The 24,100-nt window shown below is 68.5% G+C and carries 21 protein-coding genes and 2 pseudogenes; 12 read left to right on the top strand and 11 right to left on the bottom strand.

Annotated features, from left to right (window positions below; all coding sequences use genetic code 11):
• Nucleotides 1-12 precede the first annotated feature (12 nt).
• Nucleotides 13-1,920 carry a DUF3857 domain-containing protein gene (locus tag X946_RS09105; protein WP_038746029.1) on the bottom strand — a complete coding sequence of 636 codons (1,908 nt, stop codon included), beginning with the start codon at nucleotides 1,918-1,920 and terminating at the stop codon, nucleotides 13-15.
• 53 nt (nucleotides 1,921-1,973) lie between these two features.
• On the opposite strand from X946_RS09105, the gene X946_RS33510 reads away from it, so the two are divergent.
• Together X946_RS33510 and X946_RS09100 are read left to right on the top strand one after the other, a co-directional pair.
• A complete protein-coding gene (locus X946_RS33510; protein ID WP_152611663.1) occupies nucleotides 1,974-2,285 on the top strand; it encodes a hypothetical protein in 312 nt (103 codons plus the stop codon).
• Between the two features lie 38 nt (nucleotides 2,286-2,323).
• Complete coding sequence (locus tag X946_RS09100; RefSeq protein ID WP_038746028.1) at nucleotides 2,324-3,568, top strand: flavin-dependent oxidoreductase; 1,245 nt, start codon at nucleotides 2,324-2,326, stop codon at nucleotides 3,566-3,568.
• Nucleotides 3,569-3,674: 106 nt separating this feature from the next.
• Here the strand turns inward: X946_RS09100 and X946_RS09095 are convergent, their stop codons facing one another.
• Nucleotides 3,675-4,379 carry an SDR family oxidoreductase gene (locus X946_RS09095; RefSeq protein WP_038746303.1) on the bottom strand — a complete coding sequence of 235 codons (705 nt, stop codon included), beginning with the start codon at nucleotides 4,377-4,379 and terminating at the stop codon, nucleotides 3,675-3,677.
• 134 nt (nucleotides 4,380-4,513) lie between these two features.
• On the opposite strand from X946_RS09095, the gene gcvA reads away from it, so the two are divergent.
• Nucleotides 4,514-5,413 (top strand): transcriptional regulator GcvA, encoded by a 900-nt coding sequence (gene gcvA / locus X946_RS09090; RefSeq protein ID WP_038746026.1) that lies wholly within the window; start codon nucleotides 4,514-4,516, stop codon nucleotides 5,411-5,413.
• A 223-nt stretch (nucleotides 5,414-5,636) separates the two neighbouring features.
• Here gcvA and X946_RS09085 read toward each other — a convergent pair whose 3' ends face one another.
• The gene (locus X946_RS09085) at nucleotides 5,637-6,965 is read right to left on the bottom strand and encodes a D-serine ammonia-lyase (RefSeq protein ID WP_038746024.1); all 1,329 of its coding nucleotides are present in this window, start codon (nucleotides 6,963-6,965) and stop codon (nucleotides 5,637-5,639) included.
• Nucleotides 6,966-7,060: 95 nt separating this feature from the next.
• Between X946_RS09085 and X946_RS09080 the strand changes: the two genes are divergently transcribed.
• Nucleotides 7,061-8,050 carry a LysR substrate-binding domain-containing protein gene (locus X946_RS09080; RefSeq protein WP_052145038.1) on the top strand — a complete coding sequence of 330 codons (990 nt, stop codon included), beginning with the start codon at nucleotides 7,061-7,063 and terminating at the stop codon, nucleotides 8,048-8,050.
• A 241-nt stretch (nucleotides 8,051-8,291) separates the two neighbouring features.
• On the opposite strand, the gene X946_RS09075 is transcribed toward X946_RS09080, so the two are convergent.
• The gene (locus tag X946_RS09075) at nucleotides 8,292-8,723 is read right to left on the bottom strand and encodes an Lrp/AsnC family transcriptional regulator (protein WP_038746022.1); all 432 of its coding nucleotides are present in this window, start codon (nucleotides 8,721-8,723) and stop codon (nucleotides 8,292-8,294) included.
• Between the two features lie 211 nt (nucleotides 8,724-8,934).
• Between X946_RS09075 and X946_RS09070 the strand changes: the two genes are divergently transcribed.
• The 6 genes from X946_RS09070 to X946_RS09045 all read left to right on the top strand — a co-directional run bounded on the left by X946_RS09070 (nucleotide 8,935) and on the right by X946_RS09045 (nucleotide 15,337).
• Nucleotides 8,935-10,011, top strand: a complete 1,077-nt coding sequence (locus X946_RS09070) for an ornithine cyclodeaminase (RefSeq protein ID WP_052145044.1) — start codon at nucleotides 8,935-8,937, stop codon at nucleotides 10,009-10,011.
• 44 nt (nucleotides 10,012-10,055) lie between these two features.
• Nucleotides 10,056-11,000, top strand: coding sequence for a citrulline utilization hydrolase CtlX (gene ctlX, locus X946_RS09065; protein WP_038746020.1), 945 nt, complete (start codon nucleotides 10,056-10,058; stop codon nucleotides 10,998-11,000).
• 166 nt (nucleotides 11,001-11,166) lie between these two features.
• A complete protein-coding gene (locus X946_RS09060; RefSeq protein ID WP_161788647.1) occupies nucleotides 11,167-11,433 on the top strand; it encodes a hypothetical protein in 267 nt (88 codons plus the stop codon).
• An 11-nt stretch (nucleotides 11,434-11,444) separates the two neighbouring features.
• Nucleotides 11,445-12,761: an MFS transporter gene (locus X946_RS09055; RefSeq protein ID WP_038746017.1), complete on the top strand. Its 1,317-nt coding sequence runs from the start codon at nucleotides 11,445-11,447 to the stop codon at nucleotides 12,759-12,761.
• A gap of 442 nt (nucleotides 12,762-13,203) precedes the next feature.
• The gene (locus X946_RS09050) at nucleotides 13,204-14,127 is read left to right on the top strand and encodes a LysR substrate-binding domain-containing protein (RefSeq protein ID WP_038746015.1); all 924 of its coding nucleotides are present in this window, start codon (nucleotides 13,204-13,206) and stop codon (nucleotides 14,125-14,127) included.
• Between the two features lie 64 nt (nucleotides 14,128-14,191).
• Complete coding sequence (locus tag X946_RS09045) at nucleotides 14,192-15,337, top strand: alpha-hydroxy acid oxidase (protein WP_038746013.1); 1,146 nt, start codon at nucleotides 14,192-14,194, stop codon at nucleotides 15,335-15,337.
• A 244-nt stretch (nucleotides 15,338-15,581) separates the two neighbouring features.
• Here the strand turns inward: X946_RS09045 and X946_RS09040 are convergent.
• A pseudogene (locus tag X946_RS09040) lies at nucleotides 15,582-15,818 on the bottom strand (NAD(P)H-dependent oxidoreductase); the annotation flags it as partial.
• Nucleotide 15,819: 1 nt separating this feature from the next.
• Here X946_RS09040 and X946_RS09035 point away from each other — a divergent pair.
• Nucleotides 15,820-16,329 (top strand): annotated as a pseudogene (locus tag X946_RS09035) (LysR substrate-binding domain-containing protein); the annotation flags it as partial.
• 168 nt (nucleotides 16,330-16,497) lie between these two features.
• Here X946_RS09035 and X946_RS33505 read toward each other — a convergent pair.
• From X946_RS33505 to X946_RS09010, 6 genes are all read right to left on the bottom strand, one after another.
• Nucleotides 16,498-16,788, bottom strand: coding sequence for a hypothetical protein (locus X946_RS33505; protein ID WP_152611662.1), 291 nt, complete (start codon nucleotides 16,786-16,788; stop codon nucleotides 16,498-16,500).
• A gap of 42 nt (nucleotides 16,789-16,830) precedes the next feature.
• On the bottom strand, nucleotides 16,831-17,949 hold the full coding sequence (locus X946_RS09030) for a dihydrolipoamide acetyltransferase family protein (protein WP_038746009.1): 1,119 nt from the start codon (nucleotides 17,947-17,949) through the stop codon (nucleotides 16,831-16,833).
• Nucleotides 17,950-17,953: 4 nt separating this feature from the next.
• A complete protein-coding gene (locus tag X946_RS09025; RefSeq protein WP_038746007.1) occupies nucleotides 17,954-18,934 on the bottom strand; it encodes an alpha-ketoacid dehydrogenase subunit beta in 981 nt (326 codons plus the stop codon).
• Complete coding sequence (gene pdhA, locus X946_RS09020) at nucleotides 18,927-20,015, bottom strand: pyruvate dehydrogenase (acetyl-transferring) E1 component subunit alpha (protein WP_038746005.1); 1,089 nt, start codon at nucleotides 20,013-20,015, stop codon at nucleotides 18,927-18,929. Before pdhA ends, X946_RS09025 begins: the two co-directional genes overlap by 8 nt.
• Before the next feature lie 19 nt (nucleotides 20,016-20,034).
• On the bottom strand, nucleotides 20,035-21,540 hold the full coding sequence (gene glnA, locus X946_RS09015) for a type I glutamate--ammonia ligase (RefSeq protein WP_038746003.1): 1,506 nt from the start codon (nucleotides 21,538-21,540) through the stop codon (nucleotides 20,035-20,037).
• Nucleotides 21,541-21,646: 106 nt separating this feature from the next.
• Entirely contained in the window at nucleotides 21,647-21,940 is a 294-nt protein-coding gene (locus X946_RS09010; RefSeq protein WP_038746001.1) for a GYD domain-containing protein, read from the bottom strand.
• 1,061 nt (nucleotides 21,941-23,001) lie between these two features.
• Here X946_RS09010 and X946_RS09005 point away from each other — a divergent pair.
• Nucleotides 23,002-23,781: an alpha/beta fold hydrolase gene (locus tag X946_RS09005; RefSeq protein WP_081989454.1), complete on the top strand. Its 780-nt coding sequence runs from the start codon at nucleotides 23,002-23,004 to the stop codon at nucleotides 23,779-23,781.
• Nucleotides 23,782-24,100: the final 319 nt, after the last annotated feature.

Raw genomic sequence — 24,100 nt, 5'->3', positions numbered from 1 at the left:
TATCCGAAGCAGTCAGTCGCGCGCCTTCGCGCGCACGACGATCTGCGCGAGCGCATCGCGCTCGATGCGCTCGAGCGACGCGCGCGCCGCATCGAAATCTTCCGGCGAGCACACCTGATGCGCGAAGCGCGCGCGCAGGCGCCGCGTGATCTGCACGACGCGCGCGGGCGCATCGAGCACATAGTGCGATTCGTAATCGACGAAGCGGTCCCGCACTGTCGCGTCGGCCGGCAGATCGGTCACGCTCGCGTCGTCGGGCAGCGCGATCTGCGCGGTCTCGTCGAAGTCGCCGCCGATGCACAGCCACGGCTGCGTGCGCACGGGCTCGTCGAGCCAGCCCTGCACCTGCGTCGCGATGCCGCCCGACAGGCTCGACAGCGCCGGCAGCGCGGTCGAGCCGTCGGGCCACATGAAGTGCTCGAGCGTGCCCGTCATCGACGTCGAGAACGGCCCGCCCGTCGCATCGCGCTCGCTCGCGCCGAGCTGCGCGGTGCCGCGTAAGCCGCTCTGTCGCAGCCGATCGATCGCGAGCTGCCGCACGCGCTCGCGCGCCGCCTGCCTGAACACGCTGCGCTCGAGCTCCGCCGTCCAGCCCGCATCCTCGACGTAATACTGATAGCGCGCGGTCCCGCCCGGCGCGACGTCGATCCGCAGGCGCGCATCGCGCGCGCGCGGCTGCGTCGCGCTCGTGCGCGACAGCACGCCGTCGTCGACGAGGAGCGCCGGCCGATCCATCACGACGGGCGGCAGATAGCCGAACTCGACGCCGCCGACCGTCGTGTCGGCGAAGAGCCCGAGATCGGGCAGCCACGTGATCGCGTGATTGATCGCGCTGCCGCCGTAGCCAGGCACGGCGGGCAGCGTGTAGACGGGGCCGAGATTCAGCAGCGCCGGCTCGCTGCGTATGCCGAGCGCCGCGAGCAGCGCGCCGAACAGCGCGACGTGATCCTTGCAGTCGCCGTAGCGGTTGCGCAGGATGTCCGTCACCTTGTGCGGCGCGGCCGCGGTCTCGCCGAGAAAGAGCGCGACGTAGCGCACGTTCATGCGCACCCAGTCGTAGATCGCCCGCGCCTTCGCGCGCGGCTCGGACGCCCCCGCGCTCGCGACGATCGATTCGGCGAGCCGCGCGACGGCGGGATCGGCCGCTGTCGCATCGACGGCCGCGACGCGATAGCGCTCCGCGAACGACGCGAAATCGCGCAGCGTCGACACCATCAGCCGATCGCCGTACGTCGCATAGCCGACCGAGCCGCTCTCGATGCGCGGATAAGGGCCGTGCCGATAATCGAATGCGTAGCGCGTGCGGCCGTTCTCCGTCACCGGCGCTCGCGCGACGTAGCCGCGCGCGTCCGCGTAGAGCGGCATGTCGGCGGGCAGGTCGAAGATGAGGCGCTGCGCGTCGACGGGCATCCGCGACGGCGCGACGAAATAGCCGAAGAACCCCGGATCGCGCGGCTTCGTGCGCGACTTGCGAAACACGAGGCGCGTGCGCGCGTGCGCGTCGACGCCCGGAAAGATCACCGAGCGCAACACGCCGTTCTCGAAGAACGGCGCGCCGGCGGAGCGCGGCTCCTCGACGTCGCGAATCGCCTCCGGGCCGACCGGATGCGCGACGCCGGCGCCGTCGATCGTCTCGGCCTTCAACAGCTCGACGCGGTCGATGTCCTTGTTGAACCACACGTAGCGCTGCGCGACGTCGTCGATGCCGCTCGCGGTGTTCGCGCGCAGCGTCGAATCGTCTTCCTCGTCGACGGAGCCGTCGCGCTGGACGACGAACACGTGGACGTCGCTGACGACGGTGGCGGGCGCGGCGTCGGCGGCGCCCGCATCGGCGTCGATCGGCGACGCGTTCGCGCAGTGGACGACGAGGCCCGAGCAGGCGACGCAAAATAATCGGATCAATCGAACGAAATCGGACATCGCAGCGGGCGGGCGCGAGTGACGGGGCGAATCGCGGCGGCGAGCCGACACGGATGAAAACGGTCCGCCCGTCCGTCGATCGAAGCCAGTTTGGGTCGCGCGCCCGCACGCGTCAAGGCGCGCGCCGCACCGGCCTCTCGCGCCGGCCGATCGGGGCGACGCGCGACGATTCGCGTCGACGCGCCGCCGGTCCGGATGTCCGTTTTCCGAATAAAGTCACCAACGCATTCGGTGAAGTAAAAATCATCAATTTCACCATCGAACACAATCAGATCGACAATAAAAAATACGGCAACAACGCCCCCTTGATTCCAAGGTGGACGCATGATAATTTCCGGCCCGCTGCCTCGGATGAATATTATTGAATATCTCTTAAAATACGCACGCGGTTCATTTAACTGCCATGAAAAAGATCGTCATAGTCGGCGCGGGGATTGCGGGATTGACGCTGGCGCTCTCGCTGCACGCGCGGGGCCTATCGGTCAAGGTATTCGAGGCCGCGCCGCGCATCGAGCCGGTGGGCGTGGGAATCAACATCCAGCCTTATGCGACGCAAGTGCTTCACGAGCTCGGGCTGCTCGAAACGCTCGCCCGCCAGTCGGTAACGACGAAAGAGATGGTGTTTTTCACGCGGCACGGCCAGCGCATTCATTCGCTTCCGCTTGGAAAATATGGTGGCCATGATTTTCCGCAACTTTCGATTCACCGAGGAATACTTCAACTCGTTTTGCTGAAGGCCGCAACCGAACGGCTCGGCCCGGATTTTCTCGTTACCGGCCATTCGTTTATCTCCCTCGCGCAAAACGAACGGTCCGTAAGGGCGATTTTTTCCAGCGCGTCGACCAACGCGGGCATCGTGAACGTGGAATGCAACGCGCTGATCGGCGCCGACGGCGTTCACTCGAATGTGTATCGTTCGCTCTATCCGGACGGCCCGCAAGCCGAAGGCAACGGCGTGCTCATGTGGCGCGGCGTCACGATCGCGCCGCCTTTTCTCACCGGCGCGAGCATGGTCCGGGTCGGCGTCCCGTCGCACGGCAAGCTCGTGATCTATCCGATCCGCAACCAGGTCAACGCGCGGGGCGATCAACTGATCAACTGGGTCGCCGAGCTGGACGAGGCCGTCTACCGCGACGGCTCGAACGCCGCACCGGGAAACGACAAGGATTTCATCCGCTTCTTCGCGTCGAGAACGTTCGACTGGCTCGACGCGCCGAATCTGCTCGAACGCGCGGCGTGCCCGATCATCGCGATGCCGATGGCGGATCGGGACCCGCTGCCCCGCTGGCAGAGCGGACGCGTCACGCTGATCGGCGACGCCGCGCACCCGATGGTGCCCGTCGGCTCCAACGGCGCCGGGCAGGCGATTCTCGACGCCCACAGCCTCGGCAAGCGTCTGGCGGAAACGCCGGACGTCTACGAAGCGCTGTCGATCTACGAGCACGACCGGCGAACGTACACGTCGAACATCGTGCTCGGCGACCGGCTCGATCTGCCCGACCGGTTGATCGACGAAGTCGACCGCCGCAGCAACGGCGCGCCGTTCTCGGACATCGACGACATCATCGAACGCGACGAAGCGAGCACGCTCGCGCTGCCGGATTATCACGGCCGCCCGCTCGCGCCGGCGCAAGCGAACGCCGCGTGACGCGCCCGCGCATCGCCGGACGGAACGCGGCGCGCGAACCGGCGAAGGCGGCCTGATCGCGCCGATCGCGATCATGGCCGCGGCTCGGCGGCTGCGGCGAGCCGCGTCACACCGCCCGCACGATCCCGCCGTCGACGCGAATGCTCTGCCCCGTGATATACCCCGCGCCGTCCGACAGCAGGAACGCGACGGTCTTCGCAATCTCCTGCGTCTTGCCGAAGCGCCCCGCGGGAATGCGCGCGACGATCTCGGGCGTCTCGGGCCAACTGTCGACGAAGCCCGGCAGCACCGCATTCATCCGGATGTTCTCGGCCGCGTAGCGCTGCGCGTACAGCCGCGTCCATGCGCCGAGCGCCGCGCGCAGCACCGACGACACCGGCATCGGCTGTTCCGGCGCGACGGCCGCGAAGCTCGACAGGTTGACGGCCGCGCCGCCGCCCTGCGCCTGAAAAATCGGCGTCACGCGGCGCATCAGCCGGGCGACGTTCAGCAGGATCAGATCGAGCGCGTCGTGCCAGCTCGCATCCGCGATCGACAGCAAGTCGCCCTTCGGCGGATGGCCGGTGTTGTTCACGACCGCGTCGATGCGGCCGTAGCGCGCGAGCGTCTCGCGCACGAGCCGCTCGATGTCGGCCTCGTCCGTCACGGAGCCCTGGATGCCGAAGCCGCCCAGCTCGCCGGCGAGCGCGATCGCGCTGCCCGACGGCGACATCAGCGCGACGCGGTAGCCGGCCGACGCGAGCTCGCGCGCGATCGCGGCGCCCATGCCCTTGCCCGCCGCCGTGATCAATGCGATTTTTTCTACTGTCACGACAATCTCCTTCGGATGATGTGCGGGCCGCATTGCCCGCATTGCTCCTGCCGACGTGCTAATTTAGGCGCGGCGATTCGTCGTGTCGAATCATCATTTCTTGCATCTGACGATAATTCTTCTACTGGCAAAGCATGACGATCCGAATCCCCGGCCGACTGCCGCCGCTGAATGCGCTCCGCGCGTTCGAGGTATCCGCGCGGCACCTGAATTTCCGTGCGGCGGCCGACGAGATCGGCGTCACGCAGGGCGCCGTCGCGCAACAGGTGCGCCACCTCGAAGACGTCCTCGGCGTGAAGCTGTTCGAACGCCTGCCGCGCGGCCTCGCGTTGACGGCAGACGGCCTCGCGTACTGCACCGACGTGCGGCGCGCGCTGAACCTGATCGGCGACGCGACCGACCGGCTCGTCAAGCGCCGCTCGAGCCTCACGATCAGCACGACGCCGTCGTTCGCGTCGCGCTGGCTGATCCCGCGGCTCGCGAGCTTCGGCGACGAGCATCCCGACATCGACATCCGCGTGATCGCCGATTCGCAGTTCGCGACGTTCCAGAACGACGGCGTCGATGTCGCGATTCGCTACGGCAAGCCGCCTTTCGGCAAGGGGCTCGCCACGCGCTTTCTGTTTCCGGTCGACATCTACGCGGTTTGCAGCCCGGCGCTGCTGAACTCGCCCGGCGCGCTCGCGAGCCCGCGCGATCTCGCCGGGCAGGTGCTGCTGCACGACGCGCACGATCTGTGGCCCGAGTTTCTCGCCGCGCTGCCCGAGCGCGTCGCGCTCGATCCGGGCAAGGGCCCGCGCTTCAATCAATCGTCGCTCGCGATCGACGCCGCGATCGCGGGGCAAGGCGTCGCGCTCGTCAGCGATCAGCTCGTCGGCCGCGACATCGACGCGGGAAGGCTGCGCCGGCTGTTCGATTTCGCGCTGCCGCTGTCGATCGGCTATTACGTCGTCTATCCGAACGAGCCGCGGCGCCCGGACGACATCGCGACGATGGTGACCTGGCTGATTCGTCAGGCGCAGCTCGATGCGTGACTCGATGCGCGATCCGCTATGCAGATGCGCGATTCGATGCGTCACTCGATACACAGCGCGACATCGCGTGGCGCGCCCGCGCGATTGCCCGATTTGCGGCGCGACGAGCACCGAAACGCCGCGCGCCTATCGGTTGTCGTGCGCCGCGCGGCATGCGAAACGACGCCCGCCGCGCGCGCTGCGCCCCCCAACCGCCGGCCGAAGCGGCGAAGCAGCCGCCCGCTCACGCGCGAGCGGCATCCGCTCGCCGCTGCGCGCGCGCCCGCGCCTGAAAGCGCCGATGCGCGCCGGCCGGAACGAGCGAGCCGCCCGTCGCCCAGATCACGTGCGTCGCCTCGTTCGGCGCGATGCCCCGGCCGCGCAGGTAGTCGCGCCCCGCCTGCGACGCCGCGATCCACGCCGGGCCGCCGAACGCCGCCGCCGCCGACGGCTCGAGATCGATGCCGAGCCGCTCGTTCGCGTCGAGCAGGCCGGCGAACAGCCGCCGATCGTCGACCGTGAACACGCCCGCGGCCTGCGCGCGCAGCAGCGGGCCGGCGAGGTGCGACGCCTGCGCGACCGCCAGCCCGTCCGCCTCGGTGCGATTGTCGAGGCCGATGTCGTAGACGGATATCGAACGCGCGCCGCCGCTCGCGAGCTGCACGAGCACGCACGGCGACGCGGCGGGCTCGGCGAGAAAGCAATGCACGTGCTCGCCGTACAGCGCCTTGAGCCCGTACGCGATGCCGCCCGGCGCGCCGCCGACGCCGCACGGAATGTGGACGAACAGCGGGTGACGCGCGTCGACTGTCCGGCCGGCGCGCGCGAGCTGCCCGGCGAGTTCGGCGGCAGCCGTCGCGTAGCCGAGAAACAGCATCCGCGATCCTTCGTCGTCGACGAAATGGCAGCGCGGCATGCCGGCGGCCTGCCGGCGTCCGGCATCGACCGCTTTCGCATAGTCGCCCGCGTGCTCGACGACGTCCACGCCGCGCGTGTGCAGGCGCGCCTTCTTCCACGCCTTCGCGTCCGCCGACATGTGCACGACGCTCCGAAACCCGAGCGCCGACGCGAGCACCCCGATGCTCAAGCCGAGATTGCCGGTGCTGCCGACCATCACGGTGTAGCGTGCGAACAGCGCCCGCGCGTCGCCGCTCGCGAGCACGCGCCGGTCGGCGTGCGCATCGAGCAGGCCGTGCCGATCGGCGATCGATTCGGCGAGCGCGAGCACCTCGTGAAAACCGCCGCGCGCCTTGATCGAGCCGGCTACCGGCAGCGCGTCGTCCCGCTTGACGAACCACGCGCCCGCGTCCGTATGACCGGCGCGCTGCAACCGATCGGCCCGCTGCAACGGCGACGCGATCCGCCCGCCCGACGGCCGCAGCTCGGGAAACAGCGCGGCCAGCAAGCCGCCGCAGCGGCGCAGGCGCGCGTCGGCGTCGGCGAGATCGGCGGCGGTCGGCGCGATGTCCGGCAGCGGCGCGCCCTGATGCGGATTGAGCCACAGCATCGGCGAGCCAGACTGAAGTCTGGCTAATAGATTCGGATCGAGCGGAAGTTGTCGGCTGTCGTGCATGGCCTGAAATAGAATGCGATGAACAGGCCGTCATCGTACGTTCCGACGATCAGCCGATGAAGCGATCAATTCTTGCGGGAGCATAAGCCACACTAATGGATACGAAGCTCGACACGCCGCTGCTCGGCGCGCTGCGCTGCTTCGAGGCGGCCGGCCGGCTCGGCAGCTTCACGAAAGCCGCCGACGCGCTGCACCTGACGCAAAGCGCGATCAGCCAGCAGATCCGCCAGCTCGAAGCGCGTCTCGGCTATCCGCTGTTCGTGCGCCAGGCGCGCGGGCTCGCGCTCACGCCGAAGGGCGGCGTGCTGCACGAAGCGACTTTGGCGGCGTTCGCGTCGCTCGGCCGCACGCTGCGCCAGTTGAGCGCGCCGGACGCGCACCTGCAGGTGAGCTGCCTGCCGTCGTTCGCGCTGCAATGGCTGATGCCGAGGCTCACCGAGTTTCATCGGCTGCATCCGCAGACGTCGGTGCGGCTGAAAGCGGAGTTTCACGCGATCGATCGCGAGACGATGGCCGCAGGCGACATCGACGTCGCGATCCGCTGGGACCCGTTCGATTACGACGCGCTCCATGTCGAGCCGCTGTTCGACGAGCGTCTCGTCGCGGTCGCCGCGCCCGCGTATCTCGACCGGCATCCACCGGAGGCAACGGCCGAATGGGTGTCGAGCATCGTGCCGCTGCACGATGCGTCGGCGTGGCCCGATGCGCCGAAGTACGTCGAATGGCGCACGTGGCTCGCCGCCGTCGTGCCGGAATACGCAGGCGAGCTGCGCGGGCCGGAATTCAACCTCGCGAGCCTCGCGATCGGCGCGGCGCTTGCGGGGCAAGGCGTCGCGGTGTGCCGGCAGGCGCTCGTCGACGACGAGATCGCGCGCGGGCGGCTCGTCCACGTGCTCGGACGCTGCGTGCCCGCGCCCGCGCAATACAAGCTGATCCATGCGCGGCCGGACGATCCGCGCGTGCAATCGTTCGTCGCCTGGCTGCGAAGCGAATCGAACGATTACGCGGCGCGTCGACCGTCGCCGACGGGCGGGGGGACGAAGGAGCGGCGGCGCACGGATCGGGAACCACGATCGCCGGTGTGAACGCGCGCGTCTCGCTCAATGATCCGATGTCCTGACGAACGCCTTCGGTCGGATGTCGGATGTCGGATGTCGGATGTCGGATGTCGGATGTCGCATGTCGCATGTCGAATCCCCGATGCCCGATGCGACAGGCGCGACCGCGCGCATCGCGCTTCTTCAGGCCCGATGCGCGACGCATCGAACGTCGCGCACGAACCCACGTGAAGCGCGAGCCACGCATCGCGAAACACGAACCCGCCGTTCACGCCTTGTGCGTCGACAGCAGGATGCTCGTCTCCGTATTGGCGATCCCGTCGACCAGGCGAATCACGCCCAGCACGCGATCGAAATTCTCCAGCGAATCGGCGTGGAGCTCGGCGACGAGATCCCACCGCCCGTTGGTGCTGTGGATCGTCGCGACGTTCGGATTCCCGCGCAGCACCTTGACGACGTCCGCCGCGCGATTGCCCTGCACGGCGATCGACATCAGCGCGCGAATTCGATGCTTCTCCGCGGCGGGCTTCAGCCGCACCGTATAACCGACGATCACGCCGTGCTTCTCGAGCCGCGCGATGCGGTTCTGCACGGTCGCGCGCGCGACGCGCAACTGCTTCGCGAGCGTCACGACCGGCGTGCGCGCGTTGTCGCGCAGCAGCGCGATGAGTTGTCGGTCGACGTCGTCGAGGCTGATCATGGGGAGTCTCTCCGAGCAATCAATGAAAGTGCGGCACCGGGCGGCGGCGCGAAAGCCGCCGACTGCGCATTTTGTCATCTCGAGGCAAGCAGAACGCCGAAATTATCGAGCATTCTGTCACTTTTGCTCGCTATCTGTTGGCCGAGGACTTCGAAATAATCAATTGAACGAGCGGCCCGACGAGGGCCGCGGCCAACACGGGAGACACCTCATGACACGCTTCCTCGACGTTCCCGACACGAGCCGGCTGATCGCGCGCGTCGGCGTTGCGCGCTTCGTCGGCGAACTCGTCGACACGCTGCGCGCCGATTATCTGCGCTGGAACGACTTCGACAAATCCCCGCGCGTCGCCTGCCATTCGCGCGACGGCGTGATCGAGCTGATGCCCGTCGCCGATGCGAAGCTGTTCGCGTTCAAGTATGTGAACGGCCATCCGGTCAACGCCGGCCGCGGCATGCACACGGTGATGGCGTTCGGCGCGCTCGCCGAAGTCGACACCGGCTACCCGGTGCTGCTCGCCGAGCTCACGCTGATCACCGCGCTGCGCACGGCCGCGACGTCGGTGCTCGCGGCGCGCGCGCTCGCACGCGACGACGCGAGGACGATGGCGCTGATCGGCAACGGCGCGCAGAGCGAGTTCCAGGCGATCGCGTTTCACACGCTGCTCGGCATCGACGAGATCCGCGCGTACGACATCGATCCGCACGCGACCGACAAGCTCGTGCGCAACCTGTCCGCGTATCCGGGGCTGCGCGTGATCCCCGCCGCGTCGACGGCCGGCGCGGCGCGCGGCGCCGACATCGTGACGACCGTCACCGCCGACAAGGCGTACGCGACGATCGTCACGCCGGACATGATCGAGCCCGGCATGCATCTGAACGCGGTCGGCGGAGATTGCCCGGGCAAGACCGAGCTGCACGCGGACGTGCTGCGCATGGGCCGCGTGTTCGTCGAATACGAGCCGCAGACACGCATCGAAGGCGACATCCAGCAGATGCCGGCCGATTTTCCGGTGACCGAACTGTGGCGCGTGCTGCGCCAGGAGGCGGCCGGGCGGGACAGCGCGTCGCAAGTCACGATCTTCGATTCGGTCGGCTTCGCGCTCGAGGACTATTCGGCGCTGCGCCATCTGCACGCGCTCGCGCTGCGGCACGACGCCGGCACGCCGATCTCGCTGATCCCGCCCGCCGACGATCCGAAAAACCTGTACGCGCTGATCGGCGCGCCGGCTGGCGTCGCGCCCCGCGCGACGCCGGCGTTCGTTCGAGCGGAAGCGTTCTCGCGCTGAGGCGTTCGGCGCGCCGCGCCCTTCTCGTTTTCTCGTCGCACTCCATGAGTCTTCAGTCGATTCAGGCGGCTGCGGCCGTCGTCATGATCCGGCCGCACCGTTTCTTTCCGAATCCGGACACGGCCGCCGACAACGCGTTTCAACGCACGCCCCCGGCCGGCGACGACGCGCGCGCGCAGGCCGTCGCGGCCGCCGCGCGCGACGAAGTCGCCGCGGCCGCGGGCCGGCTGTCGGAGGCGGGCGTCCGCGTGCACGTCTTCGACGATCACGGCGACGGCAACACGCCGGATTCCGTGTTCCCGAACAACTGGTTCTCGACGCATCCGGGCGGCCACGTCGCGCTATATCCGATCTGCAACGCGAATCGCCGGCGCGAGCGGCGCGCGGACGTCATCGAGATGCTCAAGCGCGAATACCGCGTGCAGGACGTGATCGATTTTTCCGGCCTCGAGCACGACGACGTCTTTCTCGAAGGCACGGGCGCGATGGTGCTCGACCACGTCGCGCGCGTCGCGTACACCGCGCGCTCGCGCCGCGCCGATCCCGTCGCGCTCGAACGCTTCTGCACGCATTTCAATTTCGAGCCCATGTGCTTCGACACCGCCGACGCCGACGGCCGCCCGGTCTATCACACGAACGTGATGATGAGCATCGCGACCGAGTTCGCGTTGGTGGGCCTCGATCTGATCAGCGACCCGAACCGCCGCGACGAAGTGCGCCGCCGCATCGCCGAAACGGGCCGGACGGTGATCGCGCTCGAGAACGAGCAGATCGCCGAGTTCGCCGGCAACGCGCTCGAGCTGTCCGCGCGCGACGCGCGCGTGCTCGCGCTGTCGCGCCGCGCGCTCGATTGCCTCACGCCGCGCCAGCGCGGGCTGATCGAACGCTCGGCGCGGCTGCTGCCGCTCGACGTGCCGACGATCGAGACGGCGGGCGGCTCGGTGCGCTGCATGCTCGCGGGCGTCCACCTCGCGCGCCGGCCGACGTAGCGCGCTGCGTGAAGTGTCGCGATTCGAAGCGCCGGCTCGCCGCCGGCGCTTTTTTTCCACCTCCGATCGCCTGGAGCTACCCGGGAGCGACCCGATTCGGTCAGTCTCTGCGCGCACGGCACGCGACGCACGGCCGGTCGCGATCGATTCGGCGGCGTCGATGCCGATGCAGGCGAACGAATCGGATTCGCTAAACGCGAGCGGCACGACGCGCGTGCTCGAACACCATCGAGGCCGCGGGCGCGCCGCCGCGCCGCGTGCCGGTTCGCGCAAGCGGCTGCCGATGCGCGAGCGGTGCATGAGCGTCACCCATGCTTCGGATTGGAAAACAGAATCGAACGAAGGCCGCCCGGCGGCGGACGAGCGGGCGGATCGCTCGCTCGTCCGCCGCCTCGCCCGCGCCTCCGCCACCGTCACGCCGTCATCACCCTGACAGGACCGCCCATGCCTACCCCGACTCTGCGCACGCATCAGCCCGTGCGCGCCGCGACGGCCGCCTTCATCGGCACGGCCGTCGAGTTCTACGATTACTACACGTACGCGACCGCCGCCGCGCTCGTGCTCGGCGACGTGTTCTTCCCGAGCGGCAATCATTTCGTCAGCACGATGGCGTCGTTCGCGACGTTCTTCGTCGGCTTCGTCGCGCGGCCGCTGAGCGGCGCGGTGTTCGGCCATCTCGGCGACCGGATTGGCCGCAAGAAGATGCTCGTCCTGACGATGTTCCTGATGGGCATCGCGACGACCGGCATCGGCCTGCTGCCCGGCTACGCGACGATCGGCGTCTGGGCGCCGGCGCTGCTCGTGCTGCTGCGCATCCTGCAGGGGATCGCGGTCGGCGGCGAATGGGGCGGCGCGGTGCTGATGGCGAGCGAGCATGCGAGCGCCGAGCGCAGGACGTTGTTCGCGTCGTTCCCGCAGATGGGCAGTCCGGCCGGGCTGATCCTGTCGCTGCTCGCGTTCCGGTTCGTCACGTCGCTCGATCACGACAGCTTCGTGTCGTGGGGCTGGCGTCTGCCGTTCCTCGCGAGCTTCGTGCTGCTGCTCGTCGGCGTCGCGATCCGGCTCGGCGTCAACGAATCGCCGGAGTTCGAGCGCGTGCGCGACAGCGGTGCGATCGCCCGCTATCCGGTCGCCGACGCGCTGCGCACCGCGTGGCATCCGATCGTGCTCGCCGCCGCCGCGACGACGATCGGCTCCGCCGGCTTCTTCTTCACCAACACGTTCATGATCTCGTACGCGACGACGTATCTCGGGATGTCGAAATCGTTCATTCTCGATTGCCTGTTCATCGTCACGATCATCCAGCTGTTGTCGCAGCCCGTCTCGGCGCTGCTCGCGCAACGCTTCGGCGAAACGCGGTTTCTGATCTGCGCGGCGCTGCTGTCGATGCTGTCGCCGTATCCGATGTTCGTCCTCGTCCGCACGCACGATCCGGTCGCGATCGTCGCGGGCATCGCGTTCGCGGTCGTCGCGCTGTCGGCGGTCTACGCGGTGATCGCGGGCTTCATGACGCCCGCGTTCCCGACGCGCGTGCGCTATTCGGGCATCTCGATCGCGTACCAGCTATGCGCGCTCGTCGCGGGCGGCACGACGCCGCTCGTCGGCGCGATGATCGCGCAGCGCTATCAGGGCGAATGGCTGCCGCTCGCGCTGTACTTCTCGCTGCTGTCGCTCGTGTCGCTCGCCGGCATCGCCGGGCTCGGCCGATATCGGCGGAATCTGCGCGCCGCCGCGCCGCAAGCGTGGGCCGTGAGCTCGTAAGTCCGCTCGTCGCGCGGCGGCGCACGTGCCGATCTCGAATGAAGGCGCGGATCGTCGCGTCTTGCATGATCGATTACCGGCAGGTGGGCGGGAAGTCTCGCGGCCGAGATGGTGGTCGGGTAGCGGTCGGGTAGCGGTCGGGTAGCGGTCGGGTAGCGGTCGGGTAGCGGCCGGGTAGCGGTCGGGTGGCGGTCGGGTGGCGGTCGGGTGGCGGTCGGGTGGCGGTCTCATGACGACGCGGCCGAGCGAGGCGCGCCGCCCGGCCGCGTCGCGGCGATTCGCGCGCGACACATCGGCTCCATTTCATGTCGAGCGGATATTCATCCGATGAAACGCGCCGCCGCCAATGCACGCTCGATCGAAGCCGCGCCGCGCGACGGCACGCCGCCGCCCGGGCGTCGTCCGCGCAACCGCCGCGAAACCGGTCGATTAGAATCGCCGGATGAACGCCTCCGACCTCCGCGACCTCCGCCTCCCGTCCCTCGACGGCCTGCTCGCCTTCGTGGCCGCCGCGCGCCACGGCACGTTCGAGCGCGCGGCCGAGGAGCTGTGCGTGACGGGAAGCGCGGTCGCCAAGCGCGTCGCGGCGCTCGAACAGTTGCTCGGCGTGCAGCTGCTCGTGCGCAGCGGCAAGGCGCTGGCGCTGACGTCGGCCGGCAGCGAATATCTGCATCAGGTTCATGCGCCGCTGCATCTGCTCGCCGCGGTGCCGCTGCACCGGCGCGGCGCAGGCAACGCGGAACGGCTGCGGATCTGCGCGCCGCCGACGTTCGCGCGACAGGTCATGGTTCCGCGTCTGGACGAATTCACGCTTGCGCACCCGGGCGTGGAGCTCGAAGTGATGCTCGCGAGCCCCTTTCCCGACGGTCCGCCGACGGGCGCCGATCTCTGGATTCGCGGCGGCGGCCCGATTGTGTCGGGCGCGACCGTGCTGATGGTCGATTCGCTGACGCCGCTTGCCGCGCCGTCGCTGCTCGAACGGCACGCACCGTTGCGCGCGCCCGCGGATCTCGCCGCGCTGCCGCTCCTCTGCACGCCGCTCGAACCGTGGACGCCGTGGTTCCGCGTCGCCGGCCTCGACTGGCCGGAGCCCGCGAACGGCCCGAAGCTGATGGATCTCGGGCTCCTGCTCGAGGCGGCGGTCAGCGGCCAGGGCGTCGCGCTCGGCAGCCCCGCGCTCGCGCGCCACTGGCTCGCGTCGGGTGCGCTCGTCCCGCCGTTTCCGCGCATCGCGCGGCCGGCCGCCCCGTATTACGTGATGCCGCACGCGTCACGCGCCGCCGCAGACGCGTTCGTGGCCTGGCTCGCGAGCGTCTGCGAGCGCGCGGCGCACGACGGCGCGGAATTTCTTTCGCGCAGCGCCTGAAGATATTTCCGGGCGCGACGCCGGGCGCGGCGTTAGCATCGTCGCCACCCTCTCGGAGCCGCCCATGTCCGTCCCGATCACCTGCATCGAAGATCTTCGCGTTCTCGCGAAAAAACGCATCCCGCGGATGTTCTACGACTACGTCGACACGGGCTCCTACACGGAAACGACGTATCGCGCGAACGAAGCGGACTTCCAGCACGTCAGGCTGCGTCAGCGGGTCGGCGTCGACATCTCGCAACGCAGCCTGCGCACGACGATGGCCGGGCAGGACGTCGCGATGCCGGTCGCGCTCGCGCCGACCGGGCTCGTCGGCATGATGCGCGCCGACGGCGAGATTCTCGCGGCGCGCGCCGCGCAGCGGTTCGGCGTGCCGTTCACGCTGTCGACGATGAGCATCTGCTCGATCGAGGACATCGCCACGCATGCGCCCGGGCCGTTCTGGTTCCAGCTCTACATGATGCGCGAGCGCGACTTCATCGAGCGGCTGATCGAGCGCGCGAAGGCGGCGGGCTGCCCCGCGCTCGTGATGACGATGGATCTGCCGATCGGCGGCCAGCGGCACAAGGACGTGAAAAACGGCTTGTCGACGCCGCCGCGCATCACGCTGGCGAACCTGCTGAACATGGCGAGCAAGCCGCGCTGGTGCATCGGCATGGCCCGCACGCGCCGCCGCCATTTCGGCAACATCTTCGGGCACGTGAAGGGCGTGACCGACATGTCGTCGCTCGAATCGTGGACCCGCGAACAGTTCGATCCGGCGATCGGCTGGCGCGACGTCGCATGGGTCCGGCAACGGTGGAGCGGCAAGCTGATCGTCAAGGGCGTGCTCGATCCGCGCGACGCGCTCCTCGCGGCCGAAGCGGGCGCGGACGCGATCGTCGTGTCGAATCACGGCGGCCGTCAGCTCGACGGCGCGATATCGTCGGTCGAAGCGCTGCCCGCCATCGCCGATGCGGCCGGCCGGCGCGTCGAAGTCTGGCTCGACGGCGGCGTTCGCACGGGGCAGGACGTACTGAAGGCGGTCGCGCTCGGCGCGCGCGGCACGATGATCGGGCGCGCGTTTCTCTACGGCGTCGCGGCGCTGGGCGAGGAGGGCGTGTTTCGCAGCCTCGACATCATCGCGCGCGAGCTCGACACGACGATGGCGCTGTGCGGCCATACCGACATTCGATCGGTGGATGCCGACGTGCTCGCGCGGCGGTTTTGAACCCGCTCGGCGCGCATGCGGGAACGCGCGCGCACGGCGATGGGCGCATGGCGCTCAAGTGCGAGCTTCGCGCGGCGACGCACGGCAAGCCGAGCGTGACGCCCCCGCCGCGCCCGCCGCATCGCGACGCACGGCACGCGATGTGCGACGCGTGACACGTGACGCGAGACACGTCGCACGCGATGCACGATGCATCACGCCGGGCGACGCATCGCCTCGCATCTTCTCGCACGCCGCCGCCCCGCTACGCGATATGCGCGGCGAATCCCGACCGCTCCGGCGCGACGTCGTCCCGCAGCGTGAGCCGCGGAATTTCGTACTCGCCGGCATTCTGCGCGCGATAAGGTATCGGCGCGGTTTTCCAGAAATCGTCGAGGCGCTGCCCGAGCGAATCGCAGATCGTCTCGAATCGCGCCTCGTCGGTGCGGCTCGTCCGATAGACGACGAACGGCGGCAGCACGTCGAAGCCGGGGTAATACAGTCTCGCCGTCGTCGAGAAGGTGCCGTCGCGGATCGCGAAGCAGGCGGAGCAAGGCGACATCGATCTCGCCTTCCACATCACCGAATGCGCGCCGGGCAACCTGCGCCATCGCGCGCTCTTCACCGAACGGTACGTGCTCGCCGGGCGCGCCGGCCATCCGCGCCTGAAACGGCGGCCGACGCTCGCGCAATTCTGCCGGCTCGATCACGTGATCGTGTCGCCGGACGGCGGCGGCTTTCAGGGCGTCACCGACCATGCGCTCGCGAAAGCCGGCCTCACGCGGCGCGTCGTGCTGTCCGTGCCGCACTTTCTGTTCATGATGTCGGTCGTCGCGAGCAGCGATCTCGTCGCGATGATGCCTTCGCGGCTCGTCCGCGACAACCGCGCGCTGCGGGTGGTCGAGCCGCCCGTCGACGTGCCCGGCTTCCAGATGGCGATGCTGTGGCACGAACGCTCCCATCGCGACCCCGCGCACATGTGGCTGCGCGAGCACATTGCGGCATCGGTCTGACGCCGTTCGGTTCGGCGCCGGGATGCGCGACGCCGCACGCGAACGGCAAGAAGTCCTGATCGACATTCGATGCTTCGATCCAGTCTTCCCGGGTCACGGGGTACGGGGGCGTCGAGAGGCCCGCGCAGTCCGGCGGCAATGCGGGCGCATCGCGGATTCCGATGCGTTTCAATGCCCCTTTTGAATGAGACGTTGACCGACGAGCAACCCAAAAACGGCAATGCGCGGCGGTATCGCTTCCTCATGCAAAGGATGACGAAGTTTCGATGAAGGCAAGACTTGCGACACAGTTGATCCGAGCTCGCGCATCGGCCATCCGGGCGGCGAGGAGCACATTCGCGGCGGCGGCGCGGCAACCGCCGCACTCGGGAAATTCGTCATGCGCGGACGACGTCGAGCAACGATCGTGCGCGTCGCATGCATCACATGCATCACATGCATCACATGCATCACATGCATCGCGCGCGTCGTGCGTATCGCGCAGCCGCGCGAGCCATCGACCTATTGCGGCGATTGCAGATCCGCGATCGCCGCCGCGAGAAAGCGCGCCGCCTCGCCGCCCGTGACCACCCGATGATCGAACGTGAGGCTGAGCGGAAGAATGCGATGCACGGCGGGCACGCCGTTCGCCGCCACGACCGCGTCGTGCACGCGCCCCGCGCCGAGAATCGCGACGGTCGGCGGCACGACCACGGGCGCCGCGTACTTGCCGGCGATCATTCCGAAGTTCGACAGCGTGATCGTGTTGCCGCGCAGCTCGTCGGGCGGAATCTTGCGCGCGCGGATGTCGGCGCGCATCCGGTCTAGCCCGCGGCGCAGATCGGCGGCGTCGCGATGCGCGACGTCGCGCAGCACCGGCACGAACAGGCCGTCCGGCAGATCGACCGCGATGCCGACGTCGATCTTCGCGACCACGTGGCGGCGCCCCGCCTGCCCGTCGAACCACGCGTTGAGCCCGGGCTCCGCGCGGCAGCCGGCGACGAGCGCGCGAATCAGGCGCATCGTCACGTCCGCGCCCGCGGGCCACGCGTGGATGTCGGCGTCGTCGATCACGGTCGCCGCCGCGACTTCGCTCTGCGCGCGCGCCATGTTCTGCGCCATCGCTCGCCGCACGCCGCGCAGCACCTCGGGCGGCCCGAGCTCGGCGAGCACTTTCGCGACGCGCTGCACGTCCGCCGCGGTGATCACGCCGTCCGCGCCCGACGGCGTCACCATCGCCAGATCGACGTCGAGCTTGCGCGCGAGCGCGCGCACGGCGGGAATCGCCTTGATCGCGCCGGCCGCGCGCCCGCCCGGGCCCGCGCCGAGCGCCGCGGGCGTCTCGTGCACCACGTGCTCGCCGACCGTCATGTGGCCGACGACCGTGCCCGCATCGGCTTCGTCGGCTTCGCCCTCGAACGCGACGAGCGGCGCGCCGAGATGAACGATGTCGCCCGGCTGCCCGAACAGCTTCGCGATTCGGCCCGCTTGCGGCGACGGAATCTCGACGATCGCCTTCGCGGTCTCGACGGACACGAGCGGCCGGTCGGCCTCGATCGTGTCGCCGGCCTTCACGTGCCATTCGACGATTTCGGCTTCCTGCAAGCCTTCGCCGAGGTCGGGCAATTTGAAGATCTTCATGTCTTTACAGCGCCTCCAGCGTCTTTCCGACCGCGTCGACGATGCGCGCGACGCTCGGCACGTACTGGCTTTCGAGCCGGAACAGCGGCACGACGACGTCGTAGCCCGTCACGCGCTGCACGGGCGCGAGCAGCGAATACAGGCAACGCTCTGCGACGAGCGCGGCGATCTCCGCGCCGAAGCCCGCCGTGCGCGGCGCTTCATGAACGATCACGCAGCGTCCCGTCTTCGAAACCGACGCGACGATCGTGTCGGCATCGAGCGGCTTGAGCGTCGCGACGTCGATCACTTCGGCCGTCACGCCCTCTTGCGCGAGCTGGTCGGCGGCCGCCAGCACGTCCTGCAGCATCGCGCCCCAGCTGACGAGCGTGACGTCGGAGCCGTCGCGCAGCGTGAAGCACGTGTCGAGCGGCAGCGCGTCGCCGTTGTCTTCGACCGGCTGCCTGAACAGGCGATACAGGCGCGACGGCTCGAAGAACATCACCGGGTCCGGATCGCGGATCGCCGCGAGCAGCAGCCCGTAAGCGCGCGCGGGCGTCGATGGAATCACCACGCGCAGCCCCGGAATGTGCGCGAACATCGCCTCGGGGCTTTCCGAATGATGCTCCGGCGCGTGAATGCCGGCGCCGCACGGCGCGCGGATCACGAGCGGGCACGACAGCCGGCCGCGCGTGCGGTGGCGCAGCCGCGACGCATGATTGAGCACGTGATCGATCGCCGGATAGACGAAGCCGGTGAACTGGATTTCCGCGACGGGCTTGAGCCCCATCGCCGCCATGCCGATCGCCGCGCCCGCGATCGCCGTCTCCGCGAGCGGCGTGTCGATCACGCGCTGCGCGCCGAAGCGCGCCTGCAAGTCGACGGTCGCGCGAAACACGCCGCCGTTCGCGCCGATGTCCTCGCCGAGCAGCACGACCGACGGATCGTGCGCGAGCTCGTACGCGAGCGCCAGATTGACCGCTTCGACGAGATTCAGATCAGCCATGATGATTCCCCGCGGCCGGCGCGAACGCGAGCGCCGTCGCGAGCTGCTCCCGCATCGCCTGCGGCAGGCTCGCGTACAGATGGTCGAACATCGCCGACGCATCCGGCTGCGGCACGGCGAGATACGCCTGCACCGCTTCTTCGACCTGCGCGTAGCACGCCTTGCCGAGCTGCTCGTCCTGCGCCTTGTCCCACACGTTCCGATGCATCAGGTATTTGCGCAGGCGCAGCAGCGGCTCGAACTCCCATTGCTTGCCGACGGTTTCGGCGTCGCGGTAGCGCGTCGCGTCGTCCGCCGTCGTGTGATCGCCGAGGCGGTAGCTGAGCGCTTCGACGAGCGTCGGGCCGCCGCCGCGCCGCGCGCGCTCGATCGCGTCGCCCGCGATCTGGCGCACCGCGACGATGTCGTTGCCGTCGATCTGCCGCCCTTCGATGCCCGCGGCGATCGCCTTCTGCGCGAGCGTGCGCGCGGCCGTCTGCCGCGCGCGCGGCATCGAGATCGCCCACTGGTTGTTGTTGACGACGATGACGAGCGGCGCGCGCCACGCGCCCGCGATGTTCATCGCCTCGTAGAAATCGCCCTTCGACGTGCCGCCGTCGCCGAGTATCGCCACCGCGACGCGCGCTTCTCCGCGCAGCATGAACGCATACGCGGCGCCCGCCGCATGGCACACCTGCGTGCCGATCGGCACGCAGTTCGGAAAATCCAGGCGCGCGGCCGCGAAATCGCTGCCGCGCTCGTCGCCGCCCCAATAGAGCAGGCTCTCCGTCATCGTGACGCCGCGCATGAACTGCGCGGCATGATCGCGGTACGACGGAAACAGCACGTCGTCGGCCCGCATCGCGCTCGCGACGCCCACGCCGATCGCCTCCTGCCCGACCGACGACGCAAACGTGCCGATCTTGCCGGTGCGCTGCAGCGCGATCGCTTTCGTGTCGAACGCGCGCGTGAGCACCATCGCGCGATAGAGCGGCAGCAACGCGGCCGCGTCCTGCGCGAACGCGGGCAACGGCTGGACCGGCTCGCCGTCGGGGCCGAGGTATTGCGTGTAATCGATGTCGAAGCTGCCGACCGTGGTCATCGCGGGCCTCCTCGTTCTTCTAGACGTCGAAGTACAGATAGAACTCCCAAGGATGCGGACGCAGCCGGATCGCATCGAGCTCGCGCCTGCGCTTGTAGTCGATCCACGTTCGGATCACGTCGTCGGTGAACACGTCGCCCTTGCGCAGGAACGCGTTGTCGGCTTCGAGCGCGGCGAGCGACGCGTCGAGCGAGCCCGGCACCTGCCGGACCTTCGCCGCTTCCTCGCGCGGCAGCTCGTAGATGTTCGTATCGAGCGGCGGGCCCGGATCGATCCTGTTCTCGATGCCGTCGAGCCCGGCCATCAGCATCGCCGCGAACGCGAGATACGCGTTCGCCGACGGATCGGGGCAGCGAAACTCGACGCGCCGCGCGGCGGGCGCGTCCGACACCATCGGAATCCGCGCGGCGGCCGAGCGGTTGCGCTGCGACATCGCGAGATTGACGGGCGCTTCGTAGCCCGGCACGAGGCGCTTGTACGAATTCGTCGTCGGCGCGCAGAACGCCATCAGCGCCGGCGCATGCTCGAGCAGTCCGCCGATGTACCAGCGGCACAGCTGCGACGTCATCGCCCAGCCGTGCGCGTCGTAGAACAGATTGCGTTCGTCGGCCCACAGGCTCTGATGGCAATGCATGCCGCTCGCGTTGTCCGCGAACAGCGGCTTCGGCATGAACGTCGCGACCTTGCCGTGCCGGCGCGCGACGTTCTTGCACACGTATTTGTAGATCATCACGTTGTCGGCCATGCGCGTGAGCGTCGCGAAACGCATGTCGATTTCGTTCTGGCCGGCCGTCGCGACTTCGTGATGATGCACTTCGACCTGCACGCCCGCGCGCTGCAGCGTCAGCGCGATTTCCGAGCGGATGTCCTGCAGCGTGTCGTTCGGCGGCGTCGGAAAATAGCCTTCCTTGTAGCGCTCCTTGTAGCCGAGGTTGCCGCCGCCGTAAGCGCCCTCGTCTCGGCCCGTCGCCCAATCGCCCTCGGCCGATTCGACGTGGTAGTAGCCGCTGTGCTGATCCTGGCCGTAGCGGATCGAATCGAAAATGAAGAATTCGAGCTCCGGGCCGACGTAGCAGGCCGTCGCCACGCCCGTCGCACGCAAATGCGCTTCCGCTTTTTTCGCGACGTAGCGCGGATCGCGCGAATACGGCCCGTGCGTCGCCGGATCGATCACGTCGCAAAGAATCGACAGCGTCGGCGCCTCGCATACCGGATCGACGAACGCGGTCGTCGGATCGGGACGCAGCAGCATGTCGGATTCGTGAATCTCCTGGAAGCCGCGGATCGACGAGCCGTCGAAACCGATTCCCGCGCTGAACAGATCCGCGTGGAGTTCCGGAAGCGTGATCGAGAAATGCTGCCAGAGGCCCGGCAGATCGGTGAACTTGAGATCGACGATCTGGATGCCGTGCGTACGCACCAGTTCGATCACGTCGCTCACGCCGGCCGGCCGCGCGATGCGGTAGCTGCCCGCTTCGACGGACGCCGCGAACGGCGATCCTGCGTCGCCTTGCGTATTCGACATGGGCTTTCTCCTTGCTTCAGCCCTTTCCTCTGCCTGCAATCCGCCTTCGGCCCGCGTTCGGACCAGCCCGCGCTCGACCGGCCAACGCCGGCGCGCGACGCGTGCGTTACGGCAATCTGCCGATGATCGCGCCGATTTCGTTCTTCGTGAACGCGCGCAGCGTCTGCGTGCGGACGTTGCCCGCCGAACCGAGTGCGAAGCCGAACGTGGTGAGACTTTGCTCGTCGGCCGCCTCGACGACCGCGACGATATCGAACGCGCCGAGCGTCCAGTAGACCTCCTTCATTTCGCATCCGAAACTCTTCGCCATCTCCGCCACCTGACCGGCCCGCTTCGGGCTGTCCTTCACCGTGCGGATGCCTTGGTCCGTGAAGTTTGCAAGAACCACATAAGTCGCCATGACGATTCACCTTACGATTGAAACATGTCGGGATTCGAACGCGCGAGCGACGCCGCCAGACGCCTTCGCGCCAATACGATCGGAACCGTCTCGCGCGTAACTTGATTTTAGGCAATGGGATCGGCGGCGAAGGGAGGGGTTTGCACGCGTGTCGCGTGTCGCGTTTCATGTGTCGCGCGGCGCGCGGCGAAAACGCGCTCCGGAGAATGCGGGTGCGAACACGCGCGTTCCGGGCATTTCGCATTCCGATCGTATTTCAACGACGCGCGGCCGACGACGCCGCGGCATGAATGGCCGAAGCAGCAAAGGCCGATCGACATCCGCTGGCCGCGCCCCGCTTCCGATCCTCGCGCCGTTCGATCCGGCGGGCGCGGCAACGGCTTCCGATGCGAACGATCGGAAAAGACGACCCGCCGCCCGGCAAGGCAACGGGTCGATCAACAACACAACATGGGCCGATTGCTGCAGTTTCTTGAGATCGGAGAAGGCCGGACGTCGAATAGCCTCTCCGTCGTAAAAGTTAGACGATTCATCGCGAAACGTCTGTCAATTTTGGTCAGATCACGGGAAATCTGCATCGGCCTTCGTCAATCGCGGATCGCTGCCGACGCAGGTCGCCCGTGGCGCGCCGCACGCCGCGCGCAGCGAACCAAGCGAGCCGGCGCGTCGATCACGGCATCGACAACCGCCGCGTCACGCGACGTCGCCGCCCGACAGTTCCCCGGCCAACGCCGTGCCTTCGCCGACACGGGTCGTCCGCAATGAATCATCGGCATGTCTTCGACGACATGACGACACAACGGCACGGCACGCCGCCTTCGGTTCGACCTTGCGGCCACACAACGGCCGGTATTCGGCTGCAAAATTCCGCGCGCGCGCCACGGTCCGACGGGCGTCCGGCGCCGCATCGCCACGACGCGGCGCCCGGGGCGTCCGACCGATGGCGTCGGCCGCCCCGCTGCGCTTATCATTGCGTGCGACATTGCGCCGCTACATCGACCGTGAATCACCTTTCCTCCCCCGACACCGCAACGACGCTGGAAATCTCCGGCGGCATCCGCATGCCCTACGTACGAACCGGCAACGGCCCGGCCGTGCTGTTCGTCCACGGCTCGCTGTGCGATTTCCGTTTCTGGCATGCCCAATCGAGCGGCCTCGCCGCGCATTTCGACTGCATCGCGCCGAGCCTCACGCACTATTGGCCTGCGCCGCACGCGGCATCGCTGCCGCCGTTCAGCTGGAGCACGCACGCCGACCAAGTCGGCGCGTTCATCGAACGTCTCGACATCGGCGCCGTGCATCTCGTCGGCCATTCGCGCGGCGGCTGCGTCGCATATCACGTCGCGGCCCGCTTTCCGTCGCTCGTCCGTTCACTCACGCTCGCGGACCCCGGCGGATCGCTCGCCGGCCCGGCCGCCGAGGACGCAAAGGCGTCGCTCGACACGAAGCGCCTGCGATCGCGCGCGGTGGCGCTGATCGCGCAAGGCGAGACCGACGCCGGGCTCGAGCTGTTCGTCGATTCGGTCAGCCGTCCCGGCACCTGGCGAAAGAGCACGCGCGTCTTCCGCACGATGGCGACCGACAACGCGCATACGCTCGCCATGCAGTTGCGCGATCCGCTGCCCGCGTATGCGGCGGAAACGGCGCGCGGCGTCGCGTGTCCGGCGCTGCTGATCGACGGCGAGAAGAGCCCGGCTCACTTTCACGCGAACGTCGACGCGCTGAGCCGATGGATGCCGAACGCGTCGCGGGCCACGATCGCGGGCGCGTCCCACGGCATGAATCTCGCGCGGCCGAGCGCGTTCAATCGGCATCTTCGCGAGTTCTTTCTGTCCGCGTGACGGTCGACGCGGATGCGGATGCGAACGCGAACGCCGGCAGATGCGGTTGCGGTTGCGGATGAGCACATCATGAGACGTGCGCGCGCCATGCCGCCGTTTTGCCGCATGGGTACGCCGTGCGGCAGGGCATCGCGCGAATCCATGACGTTCGCGCACCGGCTGCGCAACTCCGTGGCTGTGCGGTTGTGTGCCGCGTGCCGCATGCCACGAGCCGCTGACTGCTAGCTGCTGACTACTGACTACTGACTACGATCAGCCATTTCGAGCCGCTTATCGCGCCCGTCAATAAGCGATTACGCCGAATCGCCGTCGATAAGCG

The organism is Burkholderia sp. ABCPW 111 (assembly GCF_000773065.1).
Lineage (GTDB): Bacteria > Pseudomonadota > Gammaproteobacteria > Burkholderiales > Burkholderiaceae > Burkholderia > Burkholderia savannae.
The sequence above is the reverse complement of the archived record's forward strand: the minus strand, read 5'-3'. Positions and strand labels throughout refer to the sequence as shown.